This window comes from Citrobacter sp. Ct235 (assembly GCF_030332305.1).
Taxonomy (GTDB): Bacteria; Pseudomonadota; Gammaproteobacteria; order Enterobacterales; family Enterobacteriaceae; genus Citrobacter_A; species Citrobacter_A telavivensis.
Genome location: NZ_JAOWIC010000049.1, coordinates 1,490,701 through 1,506,854, shown reverse-complemented (window position 1 = coordinate 1,506,854; position 16,154 = coordinate 1,490,701). Strand labels below are relative to the sequence as shown.

At 54.4% G+C, this 16,154-nt stretch carries 14 protein-coding genes and 1 pseudogene; 10 read left to right on the top strand and 5 right to left on the bottom strand.

Annotated features, from left to right (window positions below; genetic code table 11):
* Positions 1 to 387: pseudogene (locus tag OGY35_RS24410) on the top strand (IS4 family transposase); the annotation flags it as partial.
* Positions 388 to 436: 49 nt separating this feature from the next.
* On the opposite strand, the gene yeiP reads toward OGY35_RS24410, so the two are convergent.
* Complete coding sequence (gene yeiP / locus OGY35_RS24405) at positions 437 to 1,009, bottom strand: elongation factor P-like protein YeiP (RefSeq protein ID WP_045445067.1); 573 nt, start codon at positions 1,007 to 1,009, stop codon at positions 437 to 439.
* Between the two features lie 150 nt (positions 1,010 to 1,159).
* Here yeiP and OGY35_RS24400 point away from each other — a divergent pair, with 150 nt between their 5' ends.
* On the top strand, positions 1,160 to 1,414 hold the full coding sequence (locus OGY35_RS24400) for a YkgJ family cysteine cluster protein (protein WP_152403535.1): 255 nt from the start codon (positions 1,160 to 1,162) through the stop codon (positions 1,412 to 1,414).
* Here the strand turns inward: OGY35_RS24400 and setB are convergent.
* Positions 1,411 to 2,592: a sugar efflux transporter SetB gene (gene setB, locus OGY35_RS24395; RefSeq protein ID WP_152403537.1), complete on the bottom strand. Its 1,182-nt coding sequence runs from the start codon at positions 2,590 to 2,592 to the stop codon at positions 1,411 to 1,413. The genes OGY35_RS24400 and setB overlap by 4 nt on opposite strands.
* A 369-nt stretch (positions 2,593 to 2,961) precedes the next feature.
* Here setB and fruB point away from each other — a divergent pair, with 369 nt between their 5' ends.
* The 6 genes from fruB to OGY35_RS24365 all read left to right on the top strand — a co-directional run bounded on the left by fruB (position 2,962) and on the right by OGY35_RS24365 (position 10,223).
* A complete protein-coding gene (gene fruB / locus OGY35_RS24390) occupies positions 2,962 to 4,092 on the top strand; it encodes a fused PTS fructose transporter subunit IIA/HPr protein (RefSeq protein ID WP_286633702.1) in 1,131 nt (376 codons plus the stop codon).
* Positions 4,092 to 5,030, top strand: coding sequence for a 1-phosphofructokinase (fruK, locus tag OGY35_RS24385; RefSeq protein ID WP_042317960.1), 939 nt, complete (start codon positions 4,092 to 4,094; stop codon positions 5,028 to 5,030). The genes fruB and fruK overlap by 1 nt, the downstream gene beginning before the upstream one ends.
* A gap of 16 nt (positions 5,031 to 5,046) precedes the next feature.
* Entirely contained in the window at positions 5,047 to 6,738 is a 1,692-nt protein-coding gene (gene fruA, locus OGY35_RS24380) for a PTS fructose transporter subunit IIBC (RefSeq protein WP_286633701.1), read from the top strand.
* 284 nt (positions 6,739 to 7,022) lie between these two features.
* The gene (locus OGY35_RS24375; RefSeq protein WP_286633700.1) at positions 7,023 to 7,964 is read left to right on the top strand and encodes a pseudouridine kinase; all 942 of its coding nucleotides are present in this window, start codon (positions 7,023 to 7,025) and stop codon (positions 7,962 to 7,964) included.
* Positions 7,952 to 8,887, top strand: a complete 936-nt coding sequence (locus OGY35_RS24370) for a pseudouridine-5'-phosphate glycosidase (RefSeq protein ID WP_046481641.1) — start codon at positions 7,952 to 7,954, stop codon at positions 8,885 to 8,887. Before OGY35_RS24375 ends, OGY35_RS24370 begins: the two co-directional genes overlap by 13 nt.
* A gap of 85 nt (positions 8,888 to 8,972) precedes the next feature.
* On the top strand, positions 8,973 to 10,223 hold the full coding sequence (locus tag OGY35_RS24365) for a NupC/NupG family nucleoside CNT transporter (RefSeq protein WP_042317964.1): 1,251 nt from the start codon (positions 8,973 to 8,975) through the stop codon (positions 10,221 to 10,223).
* A gap of 79 nt (positions 10,224 to 10,302) precedes the next feature.
* Here OGY35_RS24365 and OGY35_RS24360 read toward each other — a convergent pair whose 3' ends face one another.
* The 3 genes from OGY35_RS24360 to OGY35_RS24350 all read right to left on the bottom strand — a co-directional run bounded on the left by OGY35_RS24360 (position 10,303) and on the right by OGY35_RS24350 (position 13,510).
* Positions 10,303 to 11,394, bottom strand: a complete 1,092-nt coding sequence (locus OGY35_RS24360; protein WP_152403546.1) for a sugar kinase — start codon at positions 11,392 to 11,394, stop codon at positions 10,303 to 10,305.
* A gap of 2 nt (positions 11,395 to 11,396) precedes the next feature.
* Complete coding sequence (gene nfo / locus OGY35_RS24355) at positions 11,397 to 12,254, bottom strand: deoxyribonuclease IV (protein WP_286633699.1); 858 nt, start codon at positions 12,252 to 12,254, stop codon at positions 11,397 to 11,399.
* 206 nt (positions 12,255 to 12,460) lie between these two features.
* Positions 12,461 to 13,510, bottom strand: a complete 1,050-nt coding sequence (locus OGY35_RS24350; RefSeq protein WP_152403550.1) for a YeiH family protein — start codon at positions 13,508 to 13,510, stop codon at positions 12,461 to 12,463.
* A gap of 99 nt (positions 13,511 to 13,609) precedes the next feature.
* Here OGY35_RS24350 and yieE point away from each other — a divergent pair, with 99 nt between their 5' ends.
* The gene (yieE, locus tag OGY35_RS24345; RefSeq protein WP_286633698.1) at positions 13,610 to 14,473 is read left to right on the top strand and encodes a DNA-binding transcriptional regulator YeiE; all 864 of its coding nucleotides are present in this window, start codon (positions 13,610 to 13,612) and stop codon (positions 14,471 to 14,473) included.
* A 182-nt stretch (positions 14,474 to 14,655) separates the two neighbouring features.
* Entirely contained in the window at positions 14,656 to 16,125 is a 1,470-nt protein-coding gene (lysP, locus tag OGY35_RS24340; RefSeq protein WP_286633697.1) for a lysine-specific permease, read from the top strand.
* Positions 16,126 to 16,154: the final 29 nt, after the last annotated feature.

Below are 16,154 nucleotides of genomic sequence, written 5' to 3'. Positions count from 1 at the left end.
CTGGGATACCGGGAGATCAAGCAGACGATGCAACTGAGCAGGCTGACACTGCGAAGTAAAAAGCCGGAGCTTGTGGAGCAGGAGTTATGGGGAGTCTTACTGGCTTATAATCTGGTGAGATATCAGATGATTAAAATGGCGGGACATCTGAAAGGATACTGGCCGAATCAACTGAGCTTCTCAGAATCATGCGGAATGGTAATGAGGATGCTGATGACGCTGCAGGGTGCTTCACCGGGTCGAATCCCGGAACTGATGCGTGATCTTGAAAGTATGGGGCAACTGGTAAAGTTACCGACAAGAAGAGAAAGAGCCTTCCCGAGAGTGGTAAAGGAGAGGCCCTGGAAATACCCCACAGCCCCGAAAAAGGGCCAGTCAGTTGCTTAACTGACTGGCATTACAGCTCAGGCTGTCCTTTTTTACGTACATGCAAAACTTAATCCGCGCGACCCATATAACGGCGCTCTTCAATATGAATGCGGATTTTTTCACCGGCGCTCAGGTATTCAGGAACCAGAATGACCAGACCGGTACTCAGCGTCGCTGGCTTGTTGCGCGCACTGGCGGAAGCACCTTTAATACCAGGAGCGGTTTCCACGATTTCCAGATCAACCGTCTGTGGCAGTTCGAGCGCCAGCAGCTGACCGTCCCAGGTCAATACCTGCATATCTGGCATCCCGCCTTCCGGAATAAACAGCAGCTCTTCTTCGATCTGATCTTTGGTGAAGGTATAGGGCGTGTAATCTTCTTTATCCATGAACACGTATTCGTTGCCATCGACATAGGAGAAGTCGACGCCACGGCGGCTCAAGGTGACGGTATCTACAATGTCATCGCCCTTGAAACGTTCTTCCACTTTCAGACCGGTACGGACATCGGAGAAACGCATTTTGTACAGCGTTGCTGCGCCACGGGCGGTCGGGGACTGAATATCGATATCTTTCACAATCAGTAGCTTGCCGTTGTAATTCAGTACCATACCTTTTTTGATTTCGTTCGCTCTTGGCATCGAAAAGATCCTGTTATAGAGATTAGCTAAATTATCGCGTCAAACTACTCGCGCCGGGTCATTCAGGCAAGCGGAATTCACCTTTTGCTGGTGCAAAAAAGGTGGTACTGTGCGCGCCTGTCCGGTGGTCATAATAAAGAGAGTCAGACTATGGAATGCCGTCCGGATTGTGGGGCGTGTTGCACCGCACCATCGATTTCCAGTCCCATCCCCGGCATGCCTGAGGGCAAGCCCGCCAATACGCCGTGTATCCAGCTTGATGAACACATGCGATGTAAAATTTTCGCGTCTCCACTGCGGCCAAAAGTGTGCTCCGGACTGCAGCCAAGTGCGGAAATGTGCGGCGAATCGACTCGCCAGGCGATGACCTGGCTTATTGAACTGGAGGCGCTGACGGCGCCTTAAACATCCTTAATACGCGTCAGGCAAACCATCGTGGCGATAATCATCACCAGCGCAAACCAGAAGACGGCATGGTAGTTCCAGATTTCTGCGGCAATGCCCGCCAGTGACCCGGCGATAATCCAGCCGACGCGGATGGTATTAGTGTAGAGCGTTGTCGCTGAACCCGCCTGACCCGGCATCAGATCCTGAAAATAGAGCATGCCGATCCCGCCGAGAATACCGATGTAGATGGCGTTCAGCAGTTGTAAACCCAACAGCACCACAGGGGAGTGCGCGACCAGCATTCCTGCGTAAAAGCAAAAACCGGCGGCGACCGCAATACACATTAGCAGGCGTTTGCCCAGCCGTTTTGCGAAGTAGCCGGCAATCAGCATCGTCGGGATTTCCAGTCCGGCCGCCGTACCCATCATCACGCCCGCCAGTTTTTCCGGCAGATGCAGCTCATTAATAATAAACAGCGGCATATTAATGATATACAGGCTGTTGGTACCCCACATTAAGGTGCAAATCGCAAACAGTAACAGGGTATCCCGACGGTTTCGACGCGGCGCTTCCAGCGTACCGGTGGCCAGTGTGGTTTCTTTACGCATAGACGGTAAGAAAAACCACACCATCGCGCCGCAAACCACAAACGCCACTGCGGCGCTGAGGTACATCACCGTAAAGCTGAAACCCATCGCCAGCGCGTAAGCCAACGGCGGACCTATCACCCACGCAAGTGAAACCTGGGCGCGCAGTATGGAACTGAACATCACCGCTTCACGACCTGTGCGGTCAGCATGTTCGCGGGCGAGAGCAAACATTTGCGGGTTGGCGGTCGAGCCAAAGCTGCTGAGAAACACGCCGACAAACAGCAGGATAAAGTAGTTACGATTCCAGGCAAATAACACGCACGCCAGCATGCCCAGTGCACAGCAGAAGACGATCAGCTGTTTGCGATCGCCCTTTCTGTCTGAACGTCCTGCCAGAAACTGGCTGACCAGAATGCCGATCACCGCACTGCCGGTAAAAAAGAAACCGACCATCCCCGGGCGCGCATGGACTTCATCGGTCAGAAAGAGGCTCAGCGTGGGGGTTTGTAGCGCACCTGCAATACCGGTGAGAAAGGCGACAATAAGGAAAGCCGTAGACGTCAGGTCAAACGTTTTTGGCGTGGCGGCAGCGGGGGTGTTGTGCATGTTCTGGTATCAGTAGTGTGATGAGACGCGGAGTTTACGCCGCTTAGCTGAAAATAAACAGATGACTAAATCAAAATCGCCACGAAAAATCAAAATGGCATTTCACTCTGGCAATGCGGTTAGCTGACGCTGCTGAACCTTAAACGAAATAGCGCTGTATTTGCTTCAGCACCTTTTCGGTAATGAGGCAAAAATGTGCATTGCTTCTAAATTTTGCGATCAAAAATGCAACTTTTCTTGCGTGCTGAAGCAGAAAGAGTAAGACTTCTTGAAACGTTTCAGCGCTGTCGAGTTTCAGTTGAGGAAACCGTATAGCGTCTTTTTTCTCATGTAAGCTGAATCGTTTCAATTCAGCAGGAGAGGAGAACCATGTTTCAGTTATCCGTTCAGGACATTCATCCGGGCGAGCAGGCCGGAGACAAACAAGAAGCTATCCGTCAGGTCGCCGCTGCGTTAGTGCAGGCCGGTAACGTAGCGGACGGCTACGTAGACGGCATGCTCGCTCGCGAGCAGCAGACTTCCACTTTTCTCGGCAACGGGATTGCGATTCCACACGGCACCACCGACACCCGCGATCAAGTGCTGAAAACCGGCGTTCAGGTTTTTCAGTTCCCGCAGGGCGTGACCTGGGGTGACGGTCAGGTGGCTTACGTGGCGATTGGTATTGCCGCCAGCTCCGATGAGCACCTTGGTTTACTGCGTCAACTGACGCACGTGCTGAGTGACGACTCCGTGGCTGAACAGCTTAAGTCAGCGACCACGGCGGAAGAACTGCGTGCGTTGCTGATGGGCGAAAAGCAGAGTGAGCCGTTGAAGCTCGACAACGAGACGCTGATGCTGGATGTCGCCGCGACCGACTTAGTGACGTTGCAGGCGCTGAACGCGGCGCGTCTGAAAGAGGCAGGCGCGGTAGATGCGGTGTTTGTCGCGAAAGTGATTAACGATCGGCCGATGAACCTGGGGCAAGGGATCTGGCTGAGCGACAGTGCTGAAGGTAACTTGCGCAGCGCTGTGGCGGTGAGCCGTGCGGCGAATGCCTTTGACGTCGAGGGCGAAAAGGCGGCACTGCTGGTGACCGTCGCCATGGCTGACGATCGGCCTGTTGAGGTGCTGAAGCGTCTGGGCGATCTGCTGCTGGACACGAAAGCTGACCGTCTGCTGAACGCTGATGCGGCCACCGTACTGGCGCTGCTGACCAGCGATGACGCGCTGACGGATGATGTGCTGAACGCCGAGTTCGTCGTTCGTAATGAGCACGGCCTGCATGCCCGTCCGGGGACCATGCTGGTCAATACGATTAAACAATTTAACAGTGAAATTACCGTGGCAAACCTTGATGGAACCGGCAAACCGGCAAATGGACGTAGTCTGATGAAAGTGGTGGCTCTGGGCGTGAAGAAAGGGCATCGCCTGCGCTTTACGGCGCAGGGGGCTGATGCTGAGCAGGCGCTGAAAGCAATTGGCGAGGCCATCGCTGCCGGTCTCGGGGAGGGCGCATAATGAGCAGACGTGTTGCTACGATCACGCTAAACCCGGCCTACGATCTGGTGGGATTCTGTCCTGAAATCGAACGCGGTGAAGTTAACCTGGTGAAAACCACCGGTCTGCACGCGGCGGGTAAAGGGATCAACGTGGCAAAAGTGCTGAAGGACCTCGGGATCGACGTAACGGTCGGTGGTTTCCTCGGCAAAGATAACCAGGACGGTTTTCAGCAGTTGTTCAGCGAACTGGGTATTGCTAACCGTTTTCAGGTGGTGCAGGGGCGTACCCGCATCAACGTCAAGCTGACGGAAAAAGATGGTGAAGTCACCGACTTCAACTTCTCCGGTTTTGAGGTTACGCCTGCCGACTGGGAGCGTTTTGTTAATGATTCCCTGAGCTGGCTGGGTCAGTTTGACATGGTGTGCGTCAGCGGCAGTTTACCGTCCGGCGTAAGCCCGGAAGCGTTTACCGACTGGATGACGCGTCTGCGCAGTCAGTGTCCATGCATTATCTTTGATAGTAGCCGTGAAGCACTGGTTGCGGGACTGAAAGCCGCGCCGTGGCTGGTAAAACCAAACCGTCGCGAACTGGAAATCTGGGCCGGTCGTAAGCTGCCGGAAATGAAAGATGTGATTGAGGCAGCGCATGCGTTACGTGAACAGGGTATCGCACATGTGGTGATCTCCCTGGGCGCGGAAGGTGCGCTGTGGGTGAATGCCTCAGGAGAATGGCTCGCCAAACCGCCTTCGGTGGATGTGGTTAGCACCGTGGGGGCAGGGGATTCAATGGTCGGCGGCCTGATTTACGGTTTGCTGATGCGCGAATCCAGTGAACATACGCTGCGTCTGGCGACAGCCGTCGCTGCGCTGGCGGTCAGTCAGAGCAATGTCGGTATTACCGATCGTCCGCAGTTGGCCGCAATGATGGCGCGTGTCGACTTACAACCGTTTAACTGACAGCAGGAGAGGCATAATGAAAACGCTGCTGATTATTGACGCTAACCTCGGGCAGGCCCGCGCTTACATGGCGAAAACTCTGCTCGGTGCGGCGGCGAATAAAGCAAATCTGGAAATCATCGACAATCCAAATGACGCTGAACTGGCGATCGTATTGGCCGATGCCATCCCTAATGACAACGCGTTGAACGGCAAAAAAGTCTGGTTAGGCGATATTGCCCGGGCGGTTGCGCACCCTGAACTGTTTCTTAGCGAAGCCAAAGGTCACGCTAAGCCATACAGCGCACCGGTTGCCGTAGCACCTGTAGCCACGACCAATGGCCCGAAACGTGTTGTGGCCGTGACGGCGTGCCCGACCGGCGTCGCGCATACCTTTATGGCGGCGGAAGCGATCGAAACCGAAGCGAAAAAACGCGGCTGGTGGGTGAAAGTCGAAACCCGTGGTTCTGTGGGCGCCGGCAATGCCATTACGCCGGAAGAAGTGGCGCAGGCTGATCTGGTCATTGTGGCGGCAGACATTGAAGTGGATCTGGCAAAATTTGCCGGTAAGCCAATGTACCGTACTTCTACGGGTCTGGCGCTGAAGAAAACCGCGCAGGAACTGGACAATGCCGTGGCGCAAGCCGTGGTGTATGAGCCAACCGGCAAAGCGCAGGCTGCGGCGAATGAAGGGAAAAAAGAGAGTGCAGGCGCGTATCGTCACCTGTTGACGGGCGTTTCCTACATGCTGCCGATGGTGGTTGCCGGTGGTCTGTGTATCGCGCTCTCCTTTGCTTTTGGTATCGAAGCGTTCAAAGTCGAAGGGACGCTGGCGGCGGCGCTGATGCAGATTGGCGGCGGTTCAGCCTTTGCGCTGATGGTGCCGGTTCTGGCGGGATACATTGCCTTCTCGATTGCTGACCGTCCGGGTCTGACGCCGGGTCTCATCGGCGGTATGCTCGCCGTCAGCACGGGGTCAGGCTTTATTGGCGGGATCATTGCGGGTTTCCTCGCAGGCTATGTGGCGAAGGCCATCAGCACGAAGCTGAAGCTGCCGCAGAGTATGGAAGCGCTGAAACCGATCCTGATCATTCCGCTTATCTCCAGCCTCGTGGTCGGTCTGGCCATGATCTACCTCATCGGTAAACCGGTCGCCGGGATCCTCGAAGGGTTGACGCACTGGCTGCAAACCATGGGGACGGCGAATGCGGTACTGCTGGGGGCAATCCTTGGCGGGATGATGTGTACCGACATGGGTGGCCCGGTTAACAAAGCGGCGTACGCGTTTGGCGTTGGTCTGTTGAGTACACAAACGTATGCGCCAATGGCGGCCATTATGGCGGCAGGCATGGTGCCGCCGCTGGCGCTGGGACTGGCAACGATTGTTGCGCGTCGTAAGTTCGACAAGGCGCAGCAGGAAGGGGGTAAAGCGGCGCTGGTACTCGGCCTGTGCTTTATCACCGAAGGGGCTATTCCTTTCGCCGCGCGCGATCCGATGCGTGTTCTGCCGTGCTGTATTGTTGGCGGCGCGTTGACGGGAGCAATCTCTATGGCGGTTGGCGCAAAACTGATGGCACCGCATGGCGGTCTGTTTGTTCTGCTGATCCCTGGTGCGATTACCCCGGTGTTGGGATACCTGATTGCCATTGTTGCCGGTACGCTGGTGGCGGGTCTGGCCTATGCTTTCCTGAAACGCCCGGAAGAGGATGCTGTCGCCAAAGCGGCATAATGTTATCGCTGCATACAAGGGCAGAGCGTTCTCTGCCCTTTTTTTTATCTTCGTTTTGTGCCCTTCCTCGCAAATTTTTCCTCGCTTACAAACTGTATCTATAAAAAATTGTGATTCTGTTCATATCTGGCGGTTTTAGCCCTTGCCAGTGCGTTTACTTTCATCAAAACAAGTTTACTATGAACACATGTTTGAATGTAAACATGTGCTCTAATAAGTTGTTTGAGCCGTGAATAGTCTTAACGATCTCATTGTCATGGTATTTTCATACCAGGAGATGTGCTATGCGAGAAAAGGAATACATCATCACGATTGGTTCCGCCAATATGGACGTTGCAGGATATTCGCATGCTTCTTTAAATTATGCGGACTCAAATCCTGGAAAAATTAAATTTACACCGGGCGGGGTAGGTCGCAATATCGCTCATAATCTTGCCCTGCTCGGAAAAAATTCCTGGTTAATGACGGCGGTTGGCAATGATTTCTATGGGCAATCATTATTGGCGCAGACGAATCAGTCTGGCGTGCATGTGGATAATTGCCTGATTGTCGCCGGTGAGAATACCTCTAGTTATTTATCGCTTCTCGATAATACCGGTGAAATGCTGGTGGCAATCAATGACATGAGCATTACCGAACATATTTCGGCGGCATTTCTGGCCCAGCATCTCGATTTCATCCGTGGTGCCAGTGTGATTGTGGCGGATTGTAATATCAGTGAACAGACGCTGGCCTGGCTACTGGATAATGTGGGGAATGTTCCGGTGTTCGTTGACCCGGTATCGGCGTGGAAATGCGTGAAAATCCGCGAGCGTTTAGCTCAGATTCACACGCTTAAACCCAACCGTCTTGAGGCGGAAACCCTCAGCGGCATCGCGCTTTCAGGGCGTGAAGATGTCGCGAAAGTCGCTGCCTGGTTCCACGAGCGTGGCCTGCATCGCCTCGTGCTGAGTATGGGGGGGGACGGGGTCTATTACAGTGAAAGAGGCGGCGACAGCGGCTGGTCGCTACCGATAAAAACCCACGTAGTTAACGTCACCGGAGCGGGAGATGCCATGATGGCGGGACTTGCCTCCTGCTGGGTTGAAGGCATGCCTTTCATTGATTCTATCCGATTTGCACAGGGTTGTTCTTCGATGGCGCTGGCCAGTGAATATACCAACAACCCTGAATTATCTGTTGCGAACGTTAAAACCCTTGTGGAGAACACAGAATGTCTGAATTAACGCTTTCCTCTGAATTACTGCATATTTCGCCAGAAGTCCAGGACGCTATTAACAGTAATAAACCGATTGTTGCGCTTGAGTCGACGATTATTTCTCACGGTATGCCTTTTCCACAAAATGCGCAGACGGCAATTGAAGTTGAAGAAACAATCCGTAAACACGGAGCCGTGCCGGCAACGATTGCCATTATTGGCGGGGTAATGAAAGTTGGGTTGAGTAAAGAAGAAATTGAATTATTAGGTCGCGAAGGACATAGCGTCACTAAAGTCAGTCGTCGTGATTTGCCGTTTGTCGTGGCTGCCGGAAAAAATGGCGCGACCACTGTCGCCTCGACCATGATTATTGCCGCGCTTGCTGGTATTCACGTTTTTGCAACCGGCGGCATTGGCGGTGTTCACCGCGGTGCTGAACATACATTTGATATTTCCGCCGATCTTCAGGAACTGGCCCATACCAATGTGACCGTGGTTTGTGCCGGTGCGAAATCTATTCTCGATTTAGGTTTAACCACGGAATATTTAGAAACGTTCGGCGTGCCATTAATTGGCTATCAGACCACCGCGTTACCGGCATTTTTCTGCCGTACCAGTCCGTTTGAAGTCAGCATTCGTCTCGACAGCGCGAAGGAAATTGCCCGGGCGATGGCGGTGAAATGGCAAACCGGCCTGAACGGCGGTCTGGTGGTTGCCAATCCAATCCCGGAAACCTATGCCATGGCGGAAGAGAAAATCAACGCGGCGATTGACCAGGCCGTCCGGGAAGCGGAAGAACAGGGCGTTGTCGGCAAAGAAAGTACGCCGTTCCTGCTGGCGCGCGTCGCTGAATTAACCGGCGGCGACAGCCTGAAGTCCAACATTCAACTGGTGTTTAACAACGCCGTACTGGCCTGCGAGATCGCGAAGGAATATCAACGCCTCGCCTGACAATAACGAACGGGCAGCTCGCGGTCGCCCGAAACCACCAAAACCTGGCTTCGCGCCGGGTTTCCTGGCATGAAGGGAAATCATTATGGATATAATGAGAAGTGTTGTGGGTATGGCGGTATTGCTGGTGATCGCATACTTACTGTCGGTGAATAAAAAGCACATCAGCTTACGTACCGTAGGCGCTGCGCTGGTACTGCAAATCGCGATTGGCGGGATCATGCTCTACTTCCCGCCGGGCAAATGGCTGGTTGAGCAGGCCGCGTTGGGCGTGCATAAGGTCATGTCTTACAGTGACGCGGGCAGCGCCTTTATCTTTGGTTCCCTGGTAGGGCCAAAAATGGATGTGCTGTTTGATGGTGCCGGGTTTATTTTTGCCTTCCGCGTGCTCCCCGCCATTATTTTTGTGACAGCGCTTATCAGCCTGCTGTACTACATCGGCGTGATGGGGCTGCTGATTCGCATTCTGGGCGGGATTTTCCAGAAAGCCCTGAATATCAGTAAGATTGAATCATTTGTTGCGGTCACGACGATTTTCCTCGGGCAGAATGAGATCCCGGCGATCGTGAAGCCGTTTATTGACCGCCTGAATCGCAACGAACTGTTCACTGCTATCTGTAGCGGGATGGCCTCGATTGCGGGTTCGATGATGATTGGCTATGCCGGCATGGGCGTGCCGATTGATTATCTGCTGGCAGCCTCGCTGATGGCGATTCCGGGCGGGATCCTGTTTGCCCGTATTCTGAGTCCGGCAACGGAAGCGTCAAAAGTCACCTTCGAAAACCTCTCTTTCACCGAGACGCCACCAAAAAGCATTATCGAAGCCGCGGCAAGCGGGGCGATGACCGGGCTGAAGATTGCCGCCGGCGTGGCGACGGTGGTCATGGCGTTTGTCGCAATTATCGCGCTGATTAACGGCATTATCGGCGGAATTGGCGGCTGGTTCGGTTATGGTCATGCGACGCTTGAAGGGATCTTTGGCTGGGTGTTAGCTCCGCTGGCGTGGATTATGGGCGTTGACTGGAGTGATGCCACCCTGGCGGGGAGCCTGATTGGGCAGAAGCTGGCGATCAACGAATTTGTCGCTTACCTCAATCTCTCGCCTTACCTGCAGGATGGCGGCACCCTGGATGTGAAAACTATCGCCATCATCTCTTTTGCGCTGTGCGGGTTTGCCAACTTTGGTTCCATTGGCGTGGTGGTTGGGGCGTTCTCTGCCATCTCGCCTCAGCGTGCGCCGGAAATCGCCCAGTTGGGTATGCGTGCGCTGGCGGCAGCTACGCTCTCTAACCTGATGAGTGCGACTATTGCCGGGTTCTTTATTGGACTGGCATAGCGGGTAGCGGGAGTTTGCCGAACGGCGGCTGATGCCTTATCCGGCCTGGAGAAACGCTCCCAGGCCGGATAAGTTGTTTTTACTGGTTTGTTTTTAACAGATATAGCGCGTTATCAGCGGAAAGGGTGGGGTTGTTGATACTGACGCTGGCGCGTGACAGGGCCGCACAGGCCATCGCAAAATTCGCGCTTTCGCGAAAATCGCTCCCTTCCAGGAAGCAGTAGATAAGCCCGGCCATAAAACCGTCGTCAGCGCCGAAGCTGTCGACCACCGTATGCGCAGGCGGCGTGAGTAAGAATTGCTCACCGTCTTTCTCGCTACAGAAGACCGACTCATCTTCCAGACAGACAAAAATCTGCTTAATGCCCTGTTGGTGCAGAGCATTCACCGCGCTGAGCCGATCGGCGTCGCTGTTGATGGGATGACCCCATAAGATTTCCAGCTCTTTTTGCGTCGGTTTCAGCGTATGGATGCGCGTAAACCAGGTTTTCACCTTTGTCGCCTTGAACTCGGAAACGGTATCAATAAACACTGGAATATCATCAGCCACCGTAAAGACCCATTCGATGGCTTCCGGCGTCAGGTTACAGTCCGCCAGCACCACGCCAGCGTGGCGGATTAAATCCCGCGAGCTGTTTAGTAACTGCGGCGTTAGCTGCTGCAGGATGTGGGTATCGTTAATTGCCAACACCGTCTCTTCCTGCTGGTTGGCGATAGAGAGATAGGTGGAGGTGTTATGCCCGTGCAGGCGAATGCAACTGGAGATATTGACGCCCGCCTGACGCGTTTGTTCCAGCAGCGTCTCGCCATAAAAATCACTGCCGACAGCGGAAATCAGATGCACATCACGACCCAGCAGCGCGAGGTTATGGGCGATATTGCGCCCAACGCCGCCTGCGGAACAGTGGATACTGCCCGGATTGGACGCGGCCTGCGGGTAGTGGATATCCGCCATACCGCGAATATCCATGTTGATTGCTCCCACCACCACGCAATAGGCCTGTTCGGTGAGGATGTAACCTTTCCCTTTTATCGCCCCTTTACGCATCAGGTCCATGATGTGCGCGGCAACGCGAGAACGGCTGATCTGCAAAATGTCGGCGATTTCGTTTTGCTGAATCAGCGGGTTGCGGCGCAGAATTTTGAGTATCTGTTTTTCCCTGTCGTTCATGATTACGCAACCGCCGTTTCAGTCTGTTGCGCTTTCAGCCAGGCAATCTCTTCTCCCCAGATGTCGGGATTGATGGTTTCCAGCACCAGCGGGATGCCGTCAAAACGGGCGTCCTGCATGATCCAGCGGAACGCGTCGTGACCAATGTTGCCTTCACCCAGGCTGTGGTGGCGGTCAACCCGGCTGCCAAAGGTACTCTTGGCATCGTTCAGGTGCATACCGCGCAGATACTGAAAGCCGACGATGCGCTCAAATTCGGCAAAGGTTTTTTCACATTCAGCAGCGGAGCGTAAGTCATAGCCTGCGGCGAAGGCATGGCAGGTGTCGATGCAAACGCCGACGCGCGATTTGTCTTCCACGCCGTCGATGATGGCGGCGAGGTGTTCAAATTTGAATCCGAGATTGCTGCCCTGACCGGCGGTATTTTCAATCACCGCAGTCACGCCTTCGGTCTGAGCGAGGGCGATGTTGATTGACTCGGCAATCTTGGCCAGACACGCGTCTTCCGATATTTGCATCAGGTGGCTGCCCGGGTGAAAGTTAAGCAGGGATAAGCCGAGCTGCTCGCAGCGCTGCATTTCATCGAGAAAAGCGTCGCGGGATTTTTCCAGCGCGTCGCTGACCGGGTGGCCCAGGTTGATCAGATAGCTGTCGTGCGGCAGGATCTGAGCGGATGTGAAGTGATATTTCTCACAGGCGGCTTTAAAGTGATCGATGATTTGCGCGGTGAGAGGGGCGGCGCGCCATTGACGCTGATTTTTGGTAAAGAGCGCAAACGCGGTTGCCTCGATTTCAGCGGCGCGAATGGCGGCATTTGCCAGCCCGCCCGCTGCGCTGACGTGTGCTCCGATGTATTTCATTAAAACTCCTGTTAACCCTATACGCTTTATCCTTCAGGTTGCCTTTGCGTTGGTGGCGTTCACTCACCCCGGTCACGCATTTATGTACGCTCCCGGGGATGAATTCACTTGCCATCTTGATGCAACGTGAGTGGTTTTGCGTATAAACAAACAATCAACAAATAATTCCCAATCATAGCGGGTTAACAGGGTCAGGATGTAGCGAATTATGCAATAACGTGCTGGACCAGGACGTTAATCACGCCACCGCCGACAATCAGCCAGATGAACAGCACCAGCGCCATTAACAGCGGTTTCGCCCCGGCTTTTTTCAGCGCGCTCACATGAGTTGTCAGCCCCAGTGCCGCCATTGCCATGGCCAGCAGTACCGTATCCAGGGTGACCAGCATGTTCACTACCGCCTGTGGCAACAGGTGGAACGAGTTGAAAATGGCAACCACGATGAACAGAATTGCAAACCACGGAATGGTGATTTTGCTTTTTTCCCCACCGCTGGCCGGTGACAGTTGCTTAACACGTGCGGCCATAAAGATGAGGAACGGAGCCAGCATCATGACGCGCAGCATTTTGGCAATCACCGCCGCGTTTTCCGCATCCGGGTTGATCGCATGTCCTGCCGCCACAACCTGTGCCACTTCATGCATGGTGGAGCCAATAAAAATACCGTACGTTTCCGGGCTAAACCACTGAGCCAGCAGCGGGTACATCGCCGGGTAGAGGAAAATCGCCATCGTCCCGAAGATCACCACCGTCGCGACGGCGACCGTGACTTTGCTGGCCTCGGCTTTCACTACCGGCTCTGTCGCCAGCACCGCCGCCGCACCGCAAATACTGCTACCTGCGCCGATCAACCAGCTGGTCTGGCGATCCAGCCCAAAGACTTTCTGACCCAGAAAGCAGGCCAGCATAAAGGTGCTGGACAGCGTCAGAATGTCGATCAGAATGCCGCTGACACCCACGTCAGCAATCTGCGCGAAGGTGAGGCGAAAGCCGTAGAGGATAATCCCCAGGCGTAATAAATGTTGCTTGGCAAACAGGACGCCGCCGTCACAGCTTTTCCAGATCTGCGGATAGACGGTATTACCGATCACCATCCCCAACAAAATTGCTAAGGTGAGGGCGCTGAACCCGGCCCCTGCCACGGCGGGAATGGACCCGCCCCATAAGGCAACCCCGGTAATTACTGCACTCAGGGCAAGCCCCGGAATAAAATGCCACATTGTTCGACGATGAGTCGTTAAGGTGAGTTCTGTCATTGCCTTCTCCTCTTTTATGGGCAAAAGGTTACGGCGAACTGGCTTAAAAATAAAATTGATTATATATTTATAATTAATCTTTATAAGTGGTAAGCAACCATGCACATCACCCTGCGGCAACTCGAAGTATTCACTGAAGTTTTGAAAAGCGGCTCAACGACGCAGGCGTCGGTGATGCTGTCGCTGTCGCAGTCGGCGGTCAGTGCGGCGCTGACCGATCTGGAAGGCCAACTGGGTGTTCAGCTTTTTGATCGCGTAGGCAAACGGCTGGTGGTGAATGAACATGGACGCTTGCTTTATCCGCGGGCGCAGGCGTTGCTGGAGCAGGCGGTGGAAATTGAGCAACTGTTCCGCGAAGACAACGGTGCTATCCGTGTGTACGCCAGTAGCACTATCGGTAACTATATTCTTCCGGGGGTGATCGCCCGTTATCGTCGTGATTTCCCCACTCTTCCCCTGGAACTCAGCGTCGGTAACAGTCAGGACGTGATGACGGCGGTGCTTGATTTTCGGGTCGACATTGGGCTTATCGAAGGGCCGTGCCACAATACGGAAATCATCTCGGAGCCGTGGCTGGAAGATGAACTGGTGGTGTTCGCAGCGCCGTCTTCGCCGCTGGTACAGGGACCGGTGACGCTTGAACAACTCGCCGCTGCCCCCTGGATCCTGCGCGAGCACGGTTCCGGAACGCGGGAAATTGTGGATTATCTGCTGCTCTCGCACTTACCGAAATTTGAAATGGCGATGGAACTGGGAAACTCCGAAGCCATCAAGCACGCCGTGCGTCATGGGCTGGGAATTAGCTGTCTGTCACGGCGGGTAATTGATGAGCAACTCCAGGCGGGAACGCTCAGCGAAGTCGCGGTGCCGCTTCCGCGTCTGGTGCGTACGCTTTGGCGGATCCATCATCGCCAGAAACACCTCTCCAATGCGCTCCAGCGCTTCCTGAGCTATTGCGAATAACGCCAGAGGACCGATGCCTTACCGGTGATGAGTCCTGAAGGCTATAGGTCCACTATTCTCTGCTATTACTTATAATCCGCGGCCGGTCATGAAGGTCTCTTATAACAGCGCATTTGTGCCAGATGGAGAGCGTTTCGTCTGTTACAATCGCGCCTCATTTTTTGGATGGATAGCATTTTCACATGGTTTCCGAAACTAAAACCACAGAAGCGCCCGCGTTACGTCGCGAACTGAAGGCGCGTCACCTGACGATGATCGCCATCGGCGGCTCCATCGGTACCGGCCTTTTTGTTGCGTCTGGTGCCACCATTTCCGCAGCGGGTCCTGGCGGTGCGCTGTTTTCCTATATTCTGATTGGCCTGATGGTGTACTTCCTGATGACCAGTCTTGGCGAGCTGGCGGCGTATATGCCGGTGTCCGGTTCGTTTGCGACCTACGGTCAGAACTACGTTGAAGAAGGCTTTGGCTTCGCACTGGGCTGGAACTACTGGTACAACTGGGCAGTAACCATCGCCGTTGATCTCGTGGCGGCACAGCTGGTGATGAGCTGGTGGTTCCCCGATACCCCAGGCTGGATCTGGAGTGCGCTGTTCCTTGGTGTGATCTTCCTGCTGAACTACATCTCGGTCAGAGGCTTTGGTGAAGCGGAATACTGGTTCTCACTGATTAAAGTGGCAACCGTGATTATCTTCATCATCGTGGGCGTGATGATGATAGTCGGCATCTTCAAAGGCACCCAGCCGGTGGGCTGGAGTAACTGGACGACGGGCGATGCGCCGTTTGCCGGTGGTTTTGCGGCAATGATTGGCGTGGCGATGATTGTCGGCTTCTCTTTCCAGGGGACGGAGTTGATTGGTATTGCTGCCGGTGAATCTGAAGACCCTGAGAAGAACATTCCGCGCGCGGTGCGTCAGGTGTTCTGGCGAATCCTGCTGTTCTATGTCTTCGCTATTCTGATCATCAGCCTGATCATCCCGTACACCGATCCGAGCCTGCTGCGTAACGATGTGAAAGACATCAGCGTCAGCCCGTTTACGCTGGTCTTCCAGCATGCCGGTCTGCTCTCTGCGGCGGCGGTGATGAACGCGGTTATCCTGACGGCGGTGCTGTCGGCGGGTAACTCCGGGATGTACGCCTCAACCCGTATGCTCTACACCCTGGCCTGCGACGGCAAAGCCCCGCGTATTTTCGCGAAGCTGTCTCGCGGCGGCGTTCCGCGTAATGCGCTGTATGCTACGACGGTGATTGCTGGTCTGTGCTTCCTGACCTCGATGTTCGGTAACCAGACGGTTTACCTGTGGCTGCTGAACACGTCCGGGATGACTGGCTTTATCGCCTGGCTGGGGATTGCCATCAGCCACTATCGTTTCCGTCGCGGCTATGTCATGCAGGGCCGTGACCTGAAGGATCTGCCGTACCGCTCAGGCTTCTTCCCGCTGGGGCCGATCTTCGCGTTTGTCCTGTGTCTTATCATCACGCTGGGCCAGAACTACGAAGCGTTCCTGAAAGACACCATCGACTGGGGCGGCGTAGCGGCAACCTATATCGGTATTCCGCTGTTCCTGATTATCTGGTTCGGCTATAAGCTGACCCGAGGGACTCGCTTTGTTCGTTACAGTGAAATGCACTTCCCGGAACGCGTGAAGAAATAACAGCAACCGCACAAGTGAAACGATAAAAA